This window comes from Roseburia sp. CLA-AA-H209, assembly GCF_020687575.1.
In the GTDB taxonomy this organism is placed as follows: Bacteria; Bacillota; Clostridia; order Lachnospirales; family Lachnospiraceae; genus Roseburia_C; species Roseburia_C amylophila.
Window position 1 is genome coordinate 45,364 of sequence record NZ_JAJEQU010000008.1, and the last position, 14,977, is coordinate 60,340.

The window sequence follows — 14,977 nt, forward strand, 5'->3', positions numbered from 1 at the left end:
GAGAGAATGAAGTTTTTAGATGCAGAATTCGTACAGGGATTTATCCGTATGGCAAATGATGGATGGGAACAGGGATGGCATGAAAGAAATGGCGGTAATTTATCTTATCGTGTAAAACCGGAAGAAGTAGAAATGGTAAAAGAAAATTTTAATAGTAAAGAATGGCAGCCAATCGGAACATCGGTGCCATATCTTGCAGGAGAATATTTTCTGGTAACTGGAAGTGGTAAGTATTTTCGCAATGTGATTTTGAAACCGGAAGATTCTATCTGTATGATAGAACTGGACGAAAAAGGAGAGAATTACCGTATTGTCTGGGGACTGGTAAATGGAGGAAGACCAACTTCTGAATTACCGAGTCATTTGATGAATCTGGAAGTAAAAAAGAAGAAAAATCCAAATTACCGAGTTGCATATCATGCACATACCACCAATATTATTGCCCTGACCTTTGTTCTGCCGCTGGAAGATAAAGTATTTACAAGAGAACTTTGGGAAATGGCAACAGAATGTCCGGTTGTATTCCCGGATGGAATTGGTGTTGTTCCGTGGATGGTGCCAGGTGGCAGAGAAATAGCTGTTGCTACCAGCAAATTGATGGAAAAATATGATCTAGCAATCTGGGCACATCATGGTACATTTGCGGCAGGAGAGGATTTTGATTTGACATTTGGACTTATGCATACAGCTGAAAAATCAGCAGAGATACTGGTGAAGATGTTATCTATGCAGAGTCAGAAACATCAGACAATCCAGCCAGATGAATTCCGGCAGCTGGCAAAAGATTTTAAAGTAACACTGCCGGAAAAATTTTTATATGAAAAATAGAAAGTAATCGTTTTTGCTGGAAAAGTATTCAAAACACAGGTCTGTTATGGCTTGCACATTCCATCCCAAGATGATAGAATAAAGATGACATTAGAAACATAATGTTGGGGTGATGAGGAGTAGATAGGGGAAAAATGGAAAACAAATTCTGTTACCTGAAAGGGCTTGTGGACTGCAGTTCGGGACAGATTCAGGATTGCAATGTAAAGCATGTGTCTAGGTGTCCGCGGGAAGAAGACACGGCTAAGAAGGAGAGCCGGCAGGCGTTCTGCTTTTTAAAAGGACTGCAATATTAAGAGAGTGCGTAGATGCCCGAGGGAAAACTAAGAATTGCTGCTGAAAACGGAAAATCTGTTTTCAGCAGTTTTTTACGAAAGAAGAGAACCTATTTGTATGCGAAAACAGGGGGCTATCATGAAACAGACCGAAAGACCAATTGCAGTATTTGATTCAGGTGTAGGTGGAATAAGTGTATTACGTGAACTGGTACGCCTGATGCCAAATGAAAATTATATATTTTTTGGAGATTCTAAAAATGCACCGTATGGTGGAAAGAGCTTAGAAGAGGTGCGGAAACTGACGGAATGTCATGTGAGACACCTGTTATCAGAAGGAGCAAAAGCAGTAGTGATTGCCTGTAATACAGCAACCAGTGCAGATGTCTCGATTTTGAGAAAAGAATATCCGGATGTACCGGTGGTTGGAATTGAACCTGCATTAAAGCCTGCAGTACAGTTTATGGAGCATCCACGGGTACTTGTTATGGCAACGCCAATGACAATCCGGGAAGAAAAATTTCAACGGCTTATGGCACGGTATGAAAAAAATGCAGAGATTTACCCACTGGCATGTCCCGGAATTGTGGAATTTGTTGAGCGTGGAGAATTAAACAGTGCCGGATTAAAGGCATTTTTATACAGGCTGTTGAAACCATATTGTGAGGGAAGGGTGGATGCAATCGTTTTGGGATGCACCCATTATCCTTTTGTAAAGGATGCAATAGCAGAAGTGATTGGAAATACGGTGGAATTTTTTGATGGAGGAGCCGGTGTGGCACGGGAGACCAGACGGCGGCTTATGGAAAAGGAATTATTGTATACCGGAGACAGAAAAGGCAGGGTAATATTTGAAAACAGTGCGGCAACACTAGAAAAGCTGCGTTTGTGCGAAATATTACTTAATTCTAAATAAAATATAAATTAAATGGGAATATTTTTTTAGAATTTTTTAGAATCCTTTTCGAAAGCTGACACACTTTAGACACATTTCATGGATATAATGAATTTATCAAATGAAGGGACACAAAAATAAAAAACAGATTTCCTTTCGTTTGAAAAAGTGGCAATAATTTCCTTTTAATAGATGAAACATTTTCATAACTAAACTCCTCGAAAAAACAGTCCGGAAGGGCTGTTTTTTCATGCTAAAAAGAGTGGCTGATTTTTAATTGTGAAAAAGTAACAAAAAATCCTGGAAAATATATAAATATTAAGTAACAAAAAAAGAAAAAATGTATTGCTATTACCAGCAAAAAGAGTTAACATAGTTCCGGGTTTAGGAGAATGTAAAAAGAAAAAACAAGAGAAGGAAGGAAAGAGGTCATATTATGGAATCTTATGAATTTCTGCTTTTTTTAGCAATTATTTTAATTTCAACAAAAGTATTAGGACTTTTCTCACGAAAAGTGCATATGCCGGCAGTAGTAGGAGCACTGGCAGCCGGTATTGTTTTAGGACCATCTGTATTAAAACTTATCACACTGGATGGAACCAACGGAGTATACCTTGAAATCACAGCTGAAATCGGAGTTATTTTCCTGATGTTCTCCGCAGGACTGGAGACTGATCTGAAAGAAATCAAGGCAAATGCATTGGCATCCTTTATCGTTGCTTTAATCGGAGTTATTGTTCCTCTGATTGGTGGATTTTTAGGGTATGCATTATATTTCCATACAGATTTTACAGATTATCAGGAGGTATTGAAATCTGTCTTTATCGGAGTTGTGCTGACAGCAACATCTGTGAGTATTACAGTAGAAACATTGCGTGAACTGGGACGTTTAAAGGGAAGAGTCGGAACAACCATTCTTGGCGCAGCTGTTATTGACGATATTCTTGGAATTATTGTACTTACCATTGTAACGAGCTTAAAGGATACCAGCGTAAATCCGGTTACTGTTATGGTTAAGATCGTTCTTTACTTTATTGTAATCGGAATCTTATTCTTCCTGGTATCAAAATGCAAACCATTAATTGAAAGCGAAGGTCAGAAAAGACGTGTTACTGTATTTGCACTGGCATTCTGCTTCTTATTATCCTATATATCAGAAAAATTCTTCGGCATTGCAGATATTACAGGTGCATATTTCGCAGGACTGATGCTTTGCAGCATGAAGAACGGTGAATATGTAAAAGACAGAATCAACTTCCCGTCTTACTTATTCTTCTCACCGGTATTCTTCGCAAGTATCGGTATTAAGACATCCTTAGACGGAATGACAGGTTCTATGGTAGGATTTACCATTATCCTTTTAGTGATTGCTTTACTGACCAAGGTGATTGGATGCGGACTGGGCGCAAAGTTCTGCCGCTATACAAATAAAGAAGCATTACAGATTGGTGTCGGAATGATTTCCCGTGGTGAGGTTGCGTTAATTGTTGCCCAGAAGGGATATCAGTGCGGCATGTTAGATGATAGATTCTTCGCACCAATCGTACTGGTAGTAATCGTGACAACATTGATTACCCCGATTCTGCTGAAGCTGGTAATGCATGATAAACAGTCTGAACAGCCGGCAGCATAAAAGTCAGATAGCGCAGTAAAATAAAATCCTGCAGACCAAAAATAAATGTAAGTTTGTTACATTTGCGTCCGCAGGATTTTCTTGTAATTGCGCATAGCTATTGATTTTATTATTATTTGCAGCTTGCTATTTAGTATTTGCTATTTAGATAAACGTTTGTGTAGTCTGCCAAAGCAGGGATGCTTATCGGGGCTGTTAGTAGTATCTGGAATTTGTTCTTTATCTGGCAACGCTGGTACAGGGATGTACCAGCGAGGTGCATAGGAACAGGGATGTGACTTTGCACCGGTTGCCGGAACAGAGACAACGAAAAAACAAATTCCAGATACTACTTACACCCTGATACCGCATCCCGTCTTGGCAGACTACACAGACGCCATTCAAAAAGATAAATTATAAAATGTAAAGAACTATCGAAAGAAAAGAAAGAGGACAAAACGTGGAACAAAAGAAAACCCTTGGACAATTGTTTGTACCAATCTGCCTGGAAACATTATGTTATATGCTTTCCGGCATGGTGGATACACTGATGCTTTCATCTGTGGGAGATGCAGCAGTCGGTGCTGTTGGAACAGCCAATACCTATATAGGTATTTTTATCATTATGTTTTCTGTTATTTCAGCCGGAATGATTGCGGTTATGACGCAGTATATCGGTGCCGGAAAAGAGGGGATTGCATATCAGGCAAGACAGCTTGGCATGTTATTTAACGCTATTGTAGGAGCAATTCTTGCGGTATTTTTGTTCTTCCAGTCAGGAATGATATTATCAGCGGTTGGTGTGGCAGATTCTCTGATGGAGTATGCAAAAACATATCTTAGGATTGTGGGAGGCGGATGCATTTTAAACGCACTGATTCCGATTTTCTCCAGCTACTTAAGAGCGTTTGGATATACCAGACAGCCTCTTGTGGCAACGGTATCTGCCAACATTTTAAATTTTATCTTAAATGCAGTATTCCTTTTTGGGTTCCACTATGGAGTAGCAGGAGTTGCTGCAGCAACAGTAATTTCAAGGGTATTGAATCTTGGCCTGGTAATCTGCTTCGGACATTATTATATTCATGCGAAGGAGAAGGAGGAGAGGCTTAAGAACCGTGTGGTATTCGGACAGATTGTCAAGATCGGACTGCCTTCTGCCATGGAAACAGCACTATATAATGTGGCAATGACTTTGATTATCCGTTTCTTAAATCAGATGGATGCCAATGGAATGAACGTAACAGCCCGTTCCTATGCCATACAGATTACAAATTTTTCTTACTGCGTAGGTGCAGCGTTAGCCCAGGCAAATGCAATTATGGTCGGCTGGCGGATAGGTGCACAGGATTATGAAGCCTGTGATAAAGGAACCAGAAAAGCAGCAGTTGTGGGTGTAATTGTTGCGACGATACTGGAGAGCATTTTTGCTTTATCGTCCCATTGGCTGATACGGATGTTTACGGATGATCCACAGATGGTATCTCTGGTTGGAAAGCTTCTGGCAATTGATATTGTCCTTGAAATTGGACGGGTGACTAATCTGGTATACGGAAATGCTTTAAAGACCAGCGGTGATGCGGTATTTACTACAGTGATTGCTGCGATATTCATGTACCTGTGTGCGGTGGGGGGATCTTATTTCTTCGGAATTCATCTAGGATTGCTGGTTTGTGGAGCATATATCGGTATGGCAATGGATGAATGTGTCCGGGCAGTGGGAATGATTTTACGGTGGCGGAGCGGAAAATGGAAACAGAAGATATTGATAAAAGAAAACGCCTAGTATAAAATAAGAGAAAATTGAAAGTAAGGAGCGGAAGCATGGCAGATACTGAGATTAATCTGGCACAATTAAAAGAATATAAGGCTGGGGAATACCAGTTAATCGATATCAGAAATGAGGATGCCTTCCGCTATGGAAGTATCAAGGGAGCAGTCAATCTGCCGGAGCAGGAGATTTTTTTGAGAAAAGAGGAACTATCGGCGGCCAAGCGTCTGATACTATTTTGTGCCAAAGGAATCAACAGTATCGGAGTAGCGGAAAGACTAAGGGAAGAAGGTTTTGATGCAGTCAGCTTAGAGGGCGGTTATGGCGCATATCTGATGGATAGTTTCCAGAAGAAAACATCAGAGAAAGAGGAACGCTGTCAGGAAATCGAGAAGAGCATCCGCAAGAAATTTCATAAAGCAATCTTTAGTAAATTTGCGAAAGCAATCAATGAATATGAGCTGTTGCAACCGGGAGACAAAGTGGCAGTATGTATTTCCGGTGGTAAGGACTCCATGCTGATGGCAAAACTCTTTCAGGAATTGCAGCGGCATAATAAATTCCAGTTTGAACTGGTATTCTTAGTGATGGATCCGGGATACAGTGAGATGAACCGTAAAGTGATTGAACGGAATGCAGAACTGATGCAGATTCCGATTACGGTATTTGAAACACAGATTTTTGATGCGGTATATGAGATTGAGAATTCTCCGTGCTATCTGTGTGCAAGAATGCGCCGCGGTTATTTATATAGCAAGGCAAAGGAATTAGGCTGTAACAAGATTGCGCTGGGACATCATTATGATGATGTCATTGAGACTATTTTAATGGGAATGCTCTATGGTGCACAGGTACAGACCATGATGCCGAAGCTACACAGCACGAATTTTGAAGGAATGGAACTGATTCGACCGATGTATTTAATCCGGGAGGATGATATCAAGCACTGGAGAGATTATAATGATTTGCATTTTATCCAGTGTGCCTGCCATTTTACCGATACCTGTACCACCTGTGACCCGGATGGACGTACCGTGTCAAAGCGGATGGAAATCAAACAGCTGATTGCCAGATTAAAGGAAGTAAATCCATATGTGGAAAATAATATCTTCCGTAGTGTGGAAAATGTAAATTTAAGTACCATTATTGCTTATAAGAAAGATGGGGTAAAACATTCTTTTTTAGAAACCTATGTGAATGGAGCGGATGAGTAACATGCAAATCAGCTCAGGTTAAAACAGAGACTTTCAAAAAAAGTAAAGAACCCAAAAGGAGCATAAAACCATGGGGAAAGAAGTAAAGACCAATGCCATGCGGATTTTAGACCGGCATAAAGTGGCATATGAAATCTTAAATTACGAATGTGATGAATTTATTGACGGACTGCATACGGCAGAACTGACCGGAGCACCGGTGGAACAGACTTATAAGACACTGGTCATGCAGGGAAAAAGCAAGGCATATTATGTCTTTGTGGTACAGATTGCAGAAGAGGTGGATCTAAAGGCGGCAGCAAGGGCGGCCGGTGAGAAATCCGTAGAAATGATTCATGTAAAAGATATTACAAAGATTACCGGTTATGTAAGAGGTGGCTGCAGTCCCCTTGGAATGAAGAAACAGTTTCCGACCATTTTAGATAAAAGTATGGAACAGTTTGATAAAATCTATATCAGTGGCGGAAGAATCGGCACATCCATGGCGTTATCTCCGGCAGACTTAGCAGCAGTAACCGGAGCAGCCTATGCAGATATTACTGCAAAATAAAGGAAAGAAATTAAATAAAAAAACAAGTGGAAGGAGTGTATTTATTATGAAGGAAACATTAAAGAGAATCAAAGCAGATGTTATATTATCCGCTATTCTTTGTGTGGCACTGGGAGTTATTCTTATGATATGGCCTACGCAGGTAACAAAGGTACTTTGCTATATTTTAGCAGCTATTTTATGCGTGATGGGAATCGGACATGTTATTTCTTATATGAGAAATAAACTGGAAAGCAGGCTGGGACTGGCAACCGGAATTGCACTGGTTATTTTGGGGGTATGGATTCTGGTACAGCCATTGAACTTTGCAAAGATATTCCCGGTAGTAATCGGAGTCGTATTGCTGATGCATGGTCTGGAAGACTTACGGATGACCATCGAAGCAAAGCAGAATGGTGACACAGCATGGGGAATCCTGCTTTTGATTACAATTCTTAATTTTGCATTCGGAATATTATTAATCTGGAAAGCCATCGAGATGGTACAGATTGCTATGGTAATCGTAGGAATTGCACTGATTTATGACGGACTGAGTGATTTGTTTGTAGTATATCGTGTGGCAGGTGCTGTCAAAGCGGCAAAACAGGCGGCAGAAGCCATTGATGTAGAAGTAGTAGAAGAAGATTCAGAAGAAAATGAATAATTTAGAAGCATAATCAGGAGGCGTATTATCAATGCGGCAGATGGAGTTTAAAATGGAGAGAACCGGGTTACTGGAAGTAGGAGATGTGTTACCGGTGACAGAGAGTAAGCTGCCGACTTCCTATTACTATACACTTGGAAATGCATTTGCAATGTCAGCAAATTATACCTTCCGGGAACGCCTGAAGTCTACCGAAGGGACGGTAGTGGATGTAAAGGAAACACCGAAGGGCTTTTTTGTGACGGTAGAATTTGATGAGTAAAAAAGTTGTAATCGCAGATAAAATGTTATAGAATAGGCGTGTGGGGTAACAAAAGACAAAGAGGAGCAATTTAGATGCGTTATCTACCAATAAAAAAGGTGGAGGCCGGAATGGTACTGGCTCAGGACATATTAGACGGTCAGGGAGTCATGCTTTTAGGCAGACATCAGATTTTAAATCAGGAGCAGATAGAGAATCTGGATAAGATGGGTTATCCGGGTCTTTATATTGATGATAAGTTTTCTGAAGAAATAGAGATTGCCGAAGTAATTAAGCCGTCTATTCACTCAAAGATCCTGGAAATAGTACATCATCTGTTTATTGACCGTATGGAAGAGGAAGATGTCAGCGAACAGGAATGGCAGATTCGGGAAGCTGTCATGCAGGTGGTGGACAGTCTTCTGGAAAATGAAGAAGTAATGTATAACATGATGAGTCTTAAGAATTATGATGATTATACTTATTTTCATTCTGTAAATGTGGGAATTTTATCCGCAGTAATCGGAGCACATTATGGAATGGATGAGTATGAACTCCGCATTCTTACTACGGCTGCATTACTTCATGATATCGGAAAGAAATTTTTAGAGATAGATATATTAAATGCACGTCGTACACTGACCGAGGAAGAAAGAAGAATCGTATTACAGCATCCGAAGTTAGGATATGAGTTCCTGAGGGATAATTTTGATTTCGCACCGGAAGTATATCTTGGTGTATTAGAACATCATGAATGCTATAATGGCGAAGGTTATCCGATGCGAAAATCCGGTGATGAAATCAGTATTTATGGAAGAATTATCAAGCTGGCAGATGTGTATGATGCCATGATTTCAAAACGACCATACCGTGATCCGATGCCGCCGGCAGATGTCATTGAATATATAATGGCAATGAACGGTTCGGAGTTTGATCCGAAGCTGGTGGAAGTATTTTTACGCTGGGTGGCTGTCTATCCGGCGGGCTGTGAAGTGGAATTTTCTGATGGCAGAATGGCAGTAGTAAAGCATAATTATCAGGGATTTGTGCTTCGCCCGATTGTAAAAGTCTGTGATACAGGAGAAATCATAGACCTTAAGAATAATAAGGAAGCAAGAAGTATCACCATAGTGCGACTGGTCGTTTAGACGGCTGTTTGATAAGAAGATGAGAGGAAGTTATGACAAATCAGGGAAGGAATGCAATCGATACACTGCTTGCGGAGAGCCTAAAAGAGCTGACAATCAAGCAACCTATAGAAAAGATTACAATCAAAGAGATAACCGATAAAGCGGGAGTTATCCGCCCGACCTTTTACAATCATTTTCAGGATAAGTATGAACTGTTAGAGTGGATTATCCGGACTGAATTATTAGAACCGGTAAAGCCGTTGATTCAGAATGGAATGATTAATCAGGCGTTGATTATTATATTTGCGGGTATTGAAAAAGAAAAAGATTTCTATACCAAAGCAAGCCGCTTAGAGGGACAGAACTCTTTTGAAGATATTGTAAAGGAATGCATTACGGGAACACTGATAGAAGTATTGGAAGAGAAGGATCTGGATAAGAAGATTCCATCGCCATGGCTTACAAAAGAGCGGATTGCCCGGTATCATGCCCAGTCCTTATGTTTTCTGGTAATTACCTGGATAAAAAGTGGAATGTCTATGCCTGCAAAAGAGATGTCGGATATTTATAATTATATGATTCGCAATTCTATCGCAGATATTATAGGCGATAATTAATATACAAATTGGCAGATATGTATAGCAACTGTTACAGATTCTACAATTTGTATATTGGATTGATACAGCCAAAAAAGATTGCATATGTTCGAATGCAGTCTTTTTTTTTATACTCTTACCTAGAAAAACATGAAAAAGAAAGAGATGGTAAAGAGATGATTAAATTTGGAAAGGGCGTCGTAAAGCACAGAGTCCTGATACTCATTATCAGTTTTGCTTTACTGATTCCAGCAGCATTTGGTTACTTTAACACAAGGGTTAACTATGATATCCTTTCCTATCTGCCAGATGAATTAGAGTCCATGAAAGGACAGGATATTCTGGTAGATGAGTTCGGTACTGGAGCATTTTCCCTATGTGTCATTGAAGGTATGGAAGATAAAGATATCTCCACCCTTCGGGAACAGATTGCAGATGTAGACCATGTTAAATCTGTTATCTGGTATGATTCACTGGCAGACTTATCCGTACCAATGGATGTGTTGCCGGATGAGATTTATGACATATTCAACAATGACGAATCGGACAGTACGCTGATGGCGATTTTGTTTGATACTTCCATGTCAGCAGATGAGACAATGGATGCCATTGAAGAGATTCGGGGAATTACAACAAAACAGTGTTACTTAAGTGGTATGTCAGCAGTTGTAACAGACATTAAGGATCTGACCAACAAAGAGGTTCCGTTTTATGTATTGATTGCAGTACTGTTATCTGTTCTGGTACTTTCTCTGACCATGGATTCCGCAATTATTCCACTGTTCTTCTTATTAAGTATCGGTATGGCAATTGTATATAATTTGGGAAGTAACGTAATAAAAGGGGAAATTTCCTATGTAACGCAGGCGTTGGCGGCAGTCTTACAGCTTGGTGTTACCATGGACTACTCCATTTTTCTGTGGCACAGTTATCAGGAGAATCAGGAACGGTTTCCGGGAGATAAGAATCGTGCCATGGCACATGCAATTTCAAATACCATTACTTCTGTAGTCGGAAGTTCCATTACTACAGTAGCCGGATTTATTGCATTATGCTTCATGAGCTTTACCTTGGGACTTGACCTTGGTGTGGTAATGGCTAAGGGTGTTATCTTCGGTGTAATCGCCTGCGTAACCATCCTTCCATCCCTGATTCTGGTGTTTGACAAGGCAATTGAGAAAACCAAACACCGTGTTATTCTGCCGGACCTTGGAAATATTGCAAACTGGATTACCAGCCATTATTACATATTCATTATTTTATTCCTGGTAATCTTAGGACCTGCAATCTGGGGTTATAACAATACGAACGTATATTATGATCTGGCCGGTACATTGCCGGATTCACTGGAAAGTATTGCAGCAAATAACAAGCTGGAAGAAAATTTTGATATGGGTGCTACCCACATTGTTTTAGTAGACAGCAGCTTAGAGCCAAAGACCATATCGAAGATGATTGATGAAATCGATGATGTGGATGGTGTAAAGGCAACACTTGGTCTGGATGCAATCGTCGGACCGGCAATTCCAAGAGATGTCATCCCGGATTCTATCCGTGGCGAGCTGGAAAATGAAAATTATGAACTGCTGCTGATTACTTCTGAGTATAAAGTAGCATCAGATGAAGTAAATGCACAGTGTGATGCCATCAGCGGTATTATTAAGAACTATGATGAAAATGGCATGTTAATTGGTGAAGCACCATGTACGCAGGATCTGATTACCACAACAGACCATGACTTCAAAGTCGTAAGTGCAGTATCTATCGGAGCAATTTTCGTAATCATCGCAGTTGTATTTAAATCTATATCACTGCCGATTATCCTGGTAGCTGCAATTTACTTTGCAATCTTTATCAACATGGGTATTCCGGCATACACCGGTACACAGCTTCCGTTTATCGCATCCATTGTAATCGGAACCATTCAGCTGGGTGCAACGGTTGACTATGCAATCCTGATGACCAATAAATATAAGAAAGCAAGATATAAGGGAGCCGAGAAGAAGGAAGCAATTACAAGTGCCCTGCAGAGCTCCATCCAGTCCATTATCGTATCCGCATTGAGTTTCTTCGCAGCAACCTTTGGTGTAGGACTTTATTCTGATATCGATATGATTAGTTCCTTATGTACATTGATGGCAAGAGGTGCACTGATTAGTATGTTGGTTGTAATCTTTGTACTACCTTCATTGTTTATGATATTTGATAAAGTAATCTGCGTAACCAGTGCTGGTTTCCGCAACAAGAACAAAACGGTATAGATTAAGAAGGAGGACATAACAATGAAATTTTCAGAATTAAAGAATAAATTCAAAAATAAATATGCGATTCGTGTAATCGCAGGCGTGCTGATGGTGGCAATGCTTGGAACCAGTTATGGCGTATGGCAGGTAAATGCAGCAAAGCCATCTACCGAAAGTGTATCAGAAGAGGCTACGGAAAAAGAAACTTCTACAGAGGAAACAGACACAGAAGATGCAGACGCAGAAGAAACCAAGTCTGAATTAAAAGACCAGCTGGGAAATCTTCTGAATTCCGATAAGGAAACAGAAGAAACCGGAAAAGATGAAACAGTATATATGATTGCAGATGCAGACGGTACCGTAAATAAAACCATTGTAAGCGACTGGTTAAAGAATAAAGAAAATGCAGATACTTTGGAGGATGCATCTGATTTAAAGGATATCAAGAATGTAAAAGGCGATGAGACCTTCAAACAGGATGGAGATAAAGTAACCTGGGATGCACAGGGAAATGATATCTTCTATCAGGGTACTACGGATAAAGAAGCTCCGATTACCCAGAAAATTACTTACTATCTGGATGGAAAAGAAATTGCTCCAAAGGATTTAGCCGGAAAGAGCGGAAAAGTTACCATGCGTTTTGAATTTACCAATAATGAGAAGACAACAAAGACTATCGATGGCAAATCCACAGATGTCTATGTTCCGTTCTCTGTTGTAACCGGAATGGTATTAAATGATAACTTCACGAATGTAGAAGTTACCAATGGAAAAGTAATTTCTGATGGAAAAAACAATATTGTGGTAGGAATCACAATGCCAGGTTTAAAAGAAAGCCTTGGTATTGATGATGCTGACCTTGGTGATGATGTCCAGTTCCCGGATTATGTAGAAGTAACTGCAGATGTAGAAGATTTCTCGCTGGATATGACAGTATCCATGGCATCCAGCAACCTTCTTTCTGAAATGAATGTAAATGGAGATATTGACTTATCTGTATTATCCGATACAATAGATGAGATGACTGATGCATCTGACCAGTTGGTAGATGGCAGCAGCGAGTTATCCGATGGACTGAAAACATTACAGAGCAGTCTTGGAGAATTTAAAGCCGGTGTTGGAACAGCACAGTCTGGTGTGAAAGATTATACTTCTGGTGCATCTGCAGTAGCAGATGGTGCAAATACCTTAAACTCCGGCATTGCAAAGCTTGCAGAAAGTGCTCCGGCACTGACAAGTGGTGTATCTGCATTAAAGACTGGTGTGCAGCAGGCAGGAGCCGGTGCAACACAGATTAATGGTGGAGTTGCCCAGCTGGTAGATGGAATCGGAACCTTGAAATCTACTGTAAATGGCAGTCTTGCAGGAATGGATGCTTATGCATCTTCAGCAGATGCACAGGCAGCATTTACTTCCGCATTGACTGATTATACCAGTGCAGCAGTAAATTACCTTGCAGTATTACAGCAGTTACAGACCCCGGGAACTACATTAAACGGTGCCTATTCACAGGTAGTAGCAGCAACCGGTGGCGGATTACAGGCGGTTAATGCAGATGCTAATATTTATATGCTGGATGATACAACCAATGCAACACTTTTAGCAGTAACTACCCAGGCAGGCAGTGCGGTTGATTTCAATAGCTTAAGCACAGCTTATGCAGCCCAGTTACAGAATATTTCAGCAGTTGCAACCAAGCTTGGAACTACAGGTGGTGCACAGGCACTGGCTCAGGTACAGGCAGGACTTGCACAGTTTGATGATACACAGCTTGCAACCTTAAAGACTGGAGCAGCATCCTTAGATGCAGGCCTGAATGGTGACGATGGAATTGTAGCAGGTGTTAATACATTAGACAGCTCTGTAAATGGCGCACTTTCACAGGGAATTACAGATTTGACCAATGGTGCAAAACAGCTGGCAGACGGAGCAAATACCTTAGTTGCAAATAATGACAAACTGAATGCAGGAATGACTTCTTTGAAGAGTGCAACAGACCTTCTGATAAATGGTGTAGACCAGTTAGAGGATGGCTCTGAGACACTGGCAGATGGAATGGCACAGTTTGATGAGCAGGCAATAGAGAAACTTGCGGATGCTTACAACGGAGATTTGAAAGAGCTCTTGGATAAAGTAGATGCAGTGCTGGATGCCGGAAATGAATATAACACATTTACCAGAACAGCAGATGGTGTCAAAGGAAATGTAAAATTTATTTGGGAAACTGCTTCCATTAAGGCAGAGGATTAAGTATAATAATTTTAAGAGAAAGGAGGACGGAAGATGAACTGGATAGAAACATTAATAATTGTATGCGGACTTTCCATGGATGTATTTGCTTCAGTAGAATGTCAGGGAGCAATGTTAGCTAAGATTCGTACCAAACAGCTTGTGCTGGTGACATTACTGGTATCCGTATGGCAGGTAATTGTTTTATATCTTGGAAATCTTGGAGCCGACCTCCTGTGTAAATATGATATTAAAGAATCACAGGTTATATTAGGTGAAGTGATTTCAGTGGCAGTATTCCTGTGTCTGGGAATCCGGCTTTTGATTAAAGCCTGGAAGAATGACCGGATTGATGAACGCCGGGAAGAGAACCTTGGCGTACATAAATTCGTACGGATTTGTGCTGTAACATCATTTTATACATTCCTGACCGGTGCGGCATTTGGCTTTCTGGGAACAAGCCTACTGTCATTAATACTGGTTGGAATCATACTTACTGTTGTCTGTGTAGTCGGTGGTGCTTATGTTGGATATCATTTCGGCTATGAACAGAAGACAAAGGTATATCTGATTGGAGGAATTCTTCTTCTGATTGGCGGAGTAGATGTAATAATAAGGTTTATATTATAAATATAAGGGCGTGAAAATACCGCCGGCAGCTGCGTTTGGGAGCGCAGCTGCCGGCGGTATTTGTATTTTCCCCTTGTTAAGTAGTAATGCCGGGGGGTATAATAGCCACAAAGAAAGGAG

At 40.6% G+C, this 14,977-nt stretch carries 13 protein-coding genes; all 13 read left to right on the forward strand.

Annotated elements, in window-relative coordinates; all coding sequences use genetic code 11:
* Positions 1 to 6: 6 nt before the first annotated feature.
* The 13 genes from rhaD to LKD41_RS09165 all read left to right on the forward strand — a co-directional run bounded on the left by rhaD (position 7) and on the right by LKD41_RS09165 (position 14,857).
* Positions 7 to 828 (forward strand): rhamnulose-1-phosphate aldolase, encoded by an 822-nt coding sequence (rhaD, locus tag LKD41_RS09105; RefSeq protein WP_022242970.1) that lies wholly within the window; start codon positions 7 to 9, stop codon positions 826 to 828.
* Positions 829 to 1,242: 414 nt separating this feature from the next.
* A complete protein-coding gene (gene murI, locus LKD41_RS09110) occupies positions 1,243 to 2,019 on the forward strand; it encodes a glutamate racemase (protein ID WP_227700990.1) in 777 nt (258 codons plus the stop codon).
* Positions 2,020 to 2,434: 415 nt separating this feature from the next.
* Positions 2,435 to 3,631, forward strand: a complete 1,197-nt coding sequence (locus LKD41_RS09115; protein ID WP_227700991.1) for a cation:proton antiporter — start codon at positions 2,435 to 2,437, stop codon at positions 3,629 to 3,631.
* 439 nt (positions 3,632 to 4,070) lie between these two features.
* The gene (locus LKD41_RS09120; RefSeq protein WP_227700992.1) at positions 4,071 to 5,396 is read left to right on the forward strand and encodes an MATE family efflux transporter; all 1,326 of its coding nucleotides are present in this window, start codon (positions 4,071 to 4,073) and stop codon (positions 5,394 to 5,396) included.
* A 38-nt stretch (positions 5,397 to 5,434) separates the two neighbouring features.
* A complete protein-coding gene (locus LKD41_RS09125; RefSeq protein ID WP_022242975.1) occupies positions 5,435 to 6,595 on the forward strand; it encodes an ATP-binding protein in 1,161 nt (386 codons plus the stop codon).
* 70 nt (positions 6,596 to 6,665) lie between these two features.
* Positions 6,666 to 7,145 carry a Cys-tRNA(Pro) deacylase gene (gene ybaK / locus LKD41_RS09130; protein WP_022242976.1) on the forward strand — a complete coding sequence of 160 codons (480 nt, stop codon included), beginning with the start codon at positions 6,666 to 6,668 and terminating at the stop codon, positions 7,143 to 7,145.
* A gap of 46 nt (positions 7,146 to 7,191) precedes the next feature.
* Positions 7,192 to 7,788 carry an HdeD family acid-resistance protein gene (locus tag LKD41_RS09135; RefSeq protein WP_227700993.1) on the forward strand — a complete coding sequence of 199 codons (597 nt, stop codon included), beginning with the start codon at positions 7,192 to 7,194 and terminating at the stop codon, positions 7,786 to 7,788.
* 31 nt (positions 7,789 to 7,819) lie between these two features.
* A complete protein-coding gene (locus LKD41_RS09140; RefSeq protein ID WP_022242978.1) occupies positions 7,820 to 8,050 on the forward strand; it encodes a hypothetical protein in 231 nt (76 codons plus the stop codon).
* Positions 8,051 to 8,124: 74 nt separating this feature from the next.
* On the forward strand, positions 8,125 to 9,177 hold the full coding sequence (locus LKD41_RS09145; RefSeq protein ID WP_227700994.1) for an HD-GYP domain-containing protein: 1,053 nt from the start codon (positions 8,125 to 8,127) through the stop codon (positions 9,175 to 9,177).
* 32 nt (positions 9,178 to 9,209) lie between these two features.
* Positions 9,210 to 9,776 carry a TetR/AcrR family transcriptional regulator C-terminal domain-containing protein gene (locus LKD41_RS09150; protein ID WP_227700995.1) on the forward strand — a complete coding sequence of 189 codons (567 nt, stop codon included), beginning with the start codon at positions 9,210 to 9,212 and terminating at the stop codon, positions 9,774 to 9,776.
* Between the two features lie 155 nt (positions 9,777 to 9,931).
* Complete coding sequence (locus tag LKD41_RS09155; protein WP_227700996.1) at positions 9,932 to 12,016, forward strand: efflux RND transporter permease subunit; 2,085 nt, start codon at positions 9,932 to 9,934, stop codon at positions 12,014 to 12,016.
* 21 nt (positions 12,017 to 12,037) lie between these two features.
* Positions 12,038 to 14,248, forward strand: a complete 2,211-nt coding sequence (locus tag LKD41_RS09160) for a hypothetical protein (protein WP_227700997.1) — start codon at positions 12,038 to 12,040, stop codon at positions 14,246 to 14,248.
* Between the two features lie 33 nt (positions 14,249 to 14,281).
* Positions 14,282 to 14,857 carry a manganese efflux pump gene (locus LKD41_RS09165; RefSeq protein WP_022242983.1) on the forward strand — a complete coding sequence of 192 codons (576 nt, stop codon included), beginning with the start codon at positions 14,282 to 14,284 and terminating at the stop codon, positions 14,855 to 14,857.
* Positions 14,858 to 14,977: the final 120 nt, after the last annotated feature.

Bases quoted from the DNA above. Each gene is read 5' to 3' on its own strand.
- LKD41_RS09160 (WP_227700997.1), top strand. From the start codon at position 12,038: ATGAAATTTTCAGAATTAAAGAATAAATTCAAAAATAAATATGCGATT.
- LKD41_RS09155 (WP_227700996.1), top strand. From the start codon at position 9,932: ATGATTAAATTTGGAAAGGGCGTCGTAAAGCACAGAGTCCTGATACTC.
- LKD41_RS09150 (WP_227700995.1), top strand. From the start codon at position 9,210: ATGACAAATCAGGGAAGGAATGCAATCGATACACTGCTTGCGGAGAGC.
- LKD41_RS09125 (WP_022242975.1), top strand. From the start codon at position 5,435: ATGGCAGATACTGAGATTAATCTGGCACAATTAAAAGAATATAAGGCT.
- LKD41_RS09135 (WP_227700993.1), top strand. From the start codon at position 7,192: ATGAAGGAAACATTAAAGAGAATCAAAGCAGATGTTATATTATCCGCT.
- rhaD (WP_022242970.1), top strand. From the start codon at position 7: ATGAAGTTTTTAGATGCAGAATTCGTACAGGGATTTATCCGTATGGCA.
- LKD41_RS09115 (WP_227700991.1), top strand. From the start codon at position 2,435: ATGGAATCTTATGAATTTCTGCTTTTTTTAGCAATTATTTTAATTTCA.
- LKD41_RS09140 (WP_022242978.1), top strand. From the start codon at position 7,820: ATGCGGCAGATGGAGTTTAAAATGGAGAGAACCGGGTTACTGGAAGTA.
- ybaK (WP_022242976.1), top strand. From the start codon at position 6,666: ATGGGGAAAGAAGTAAAGACCAATGCCATGCGGATTTTAGACCGGCAT.
- LKD41_RS09145 (WP_227700994.1), top strand. From the start codon at position 8,125: ATGCGTTATCTACCAATAAAAAAGGTGGAGGCCGGAATGGTACTGGCT.
- LKD41_RS09165 (WP_022242983.1), top strand. From the start codon at position 14,282: ATGAACTGGATAGAAACATTAATAATTGTATGCGGACTTTCCATGGAT.
- murI (WP_227700990.1), top strand. From the start codon at position 1,243: ATGAAACAGACCGAAAGACCAATTGCAGTATTTGATTCAGGTGTAGGT.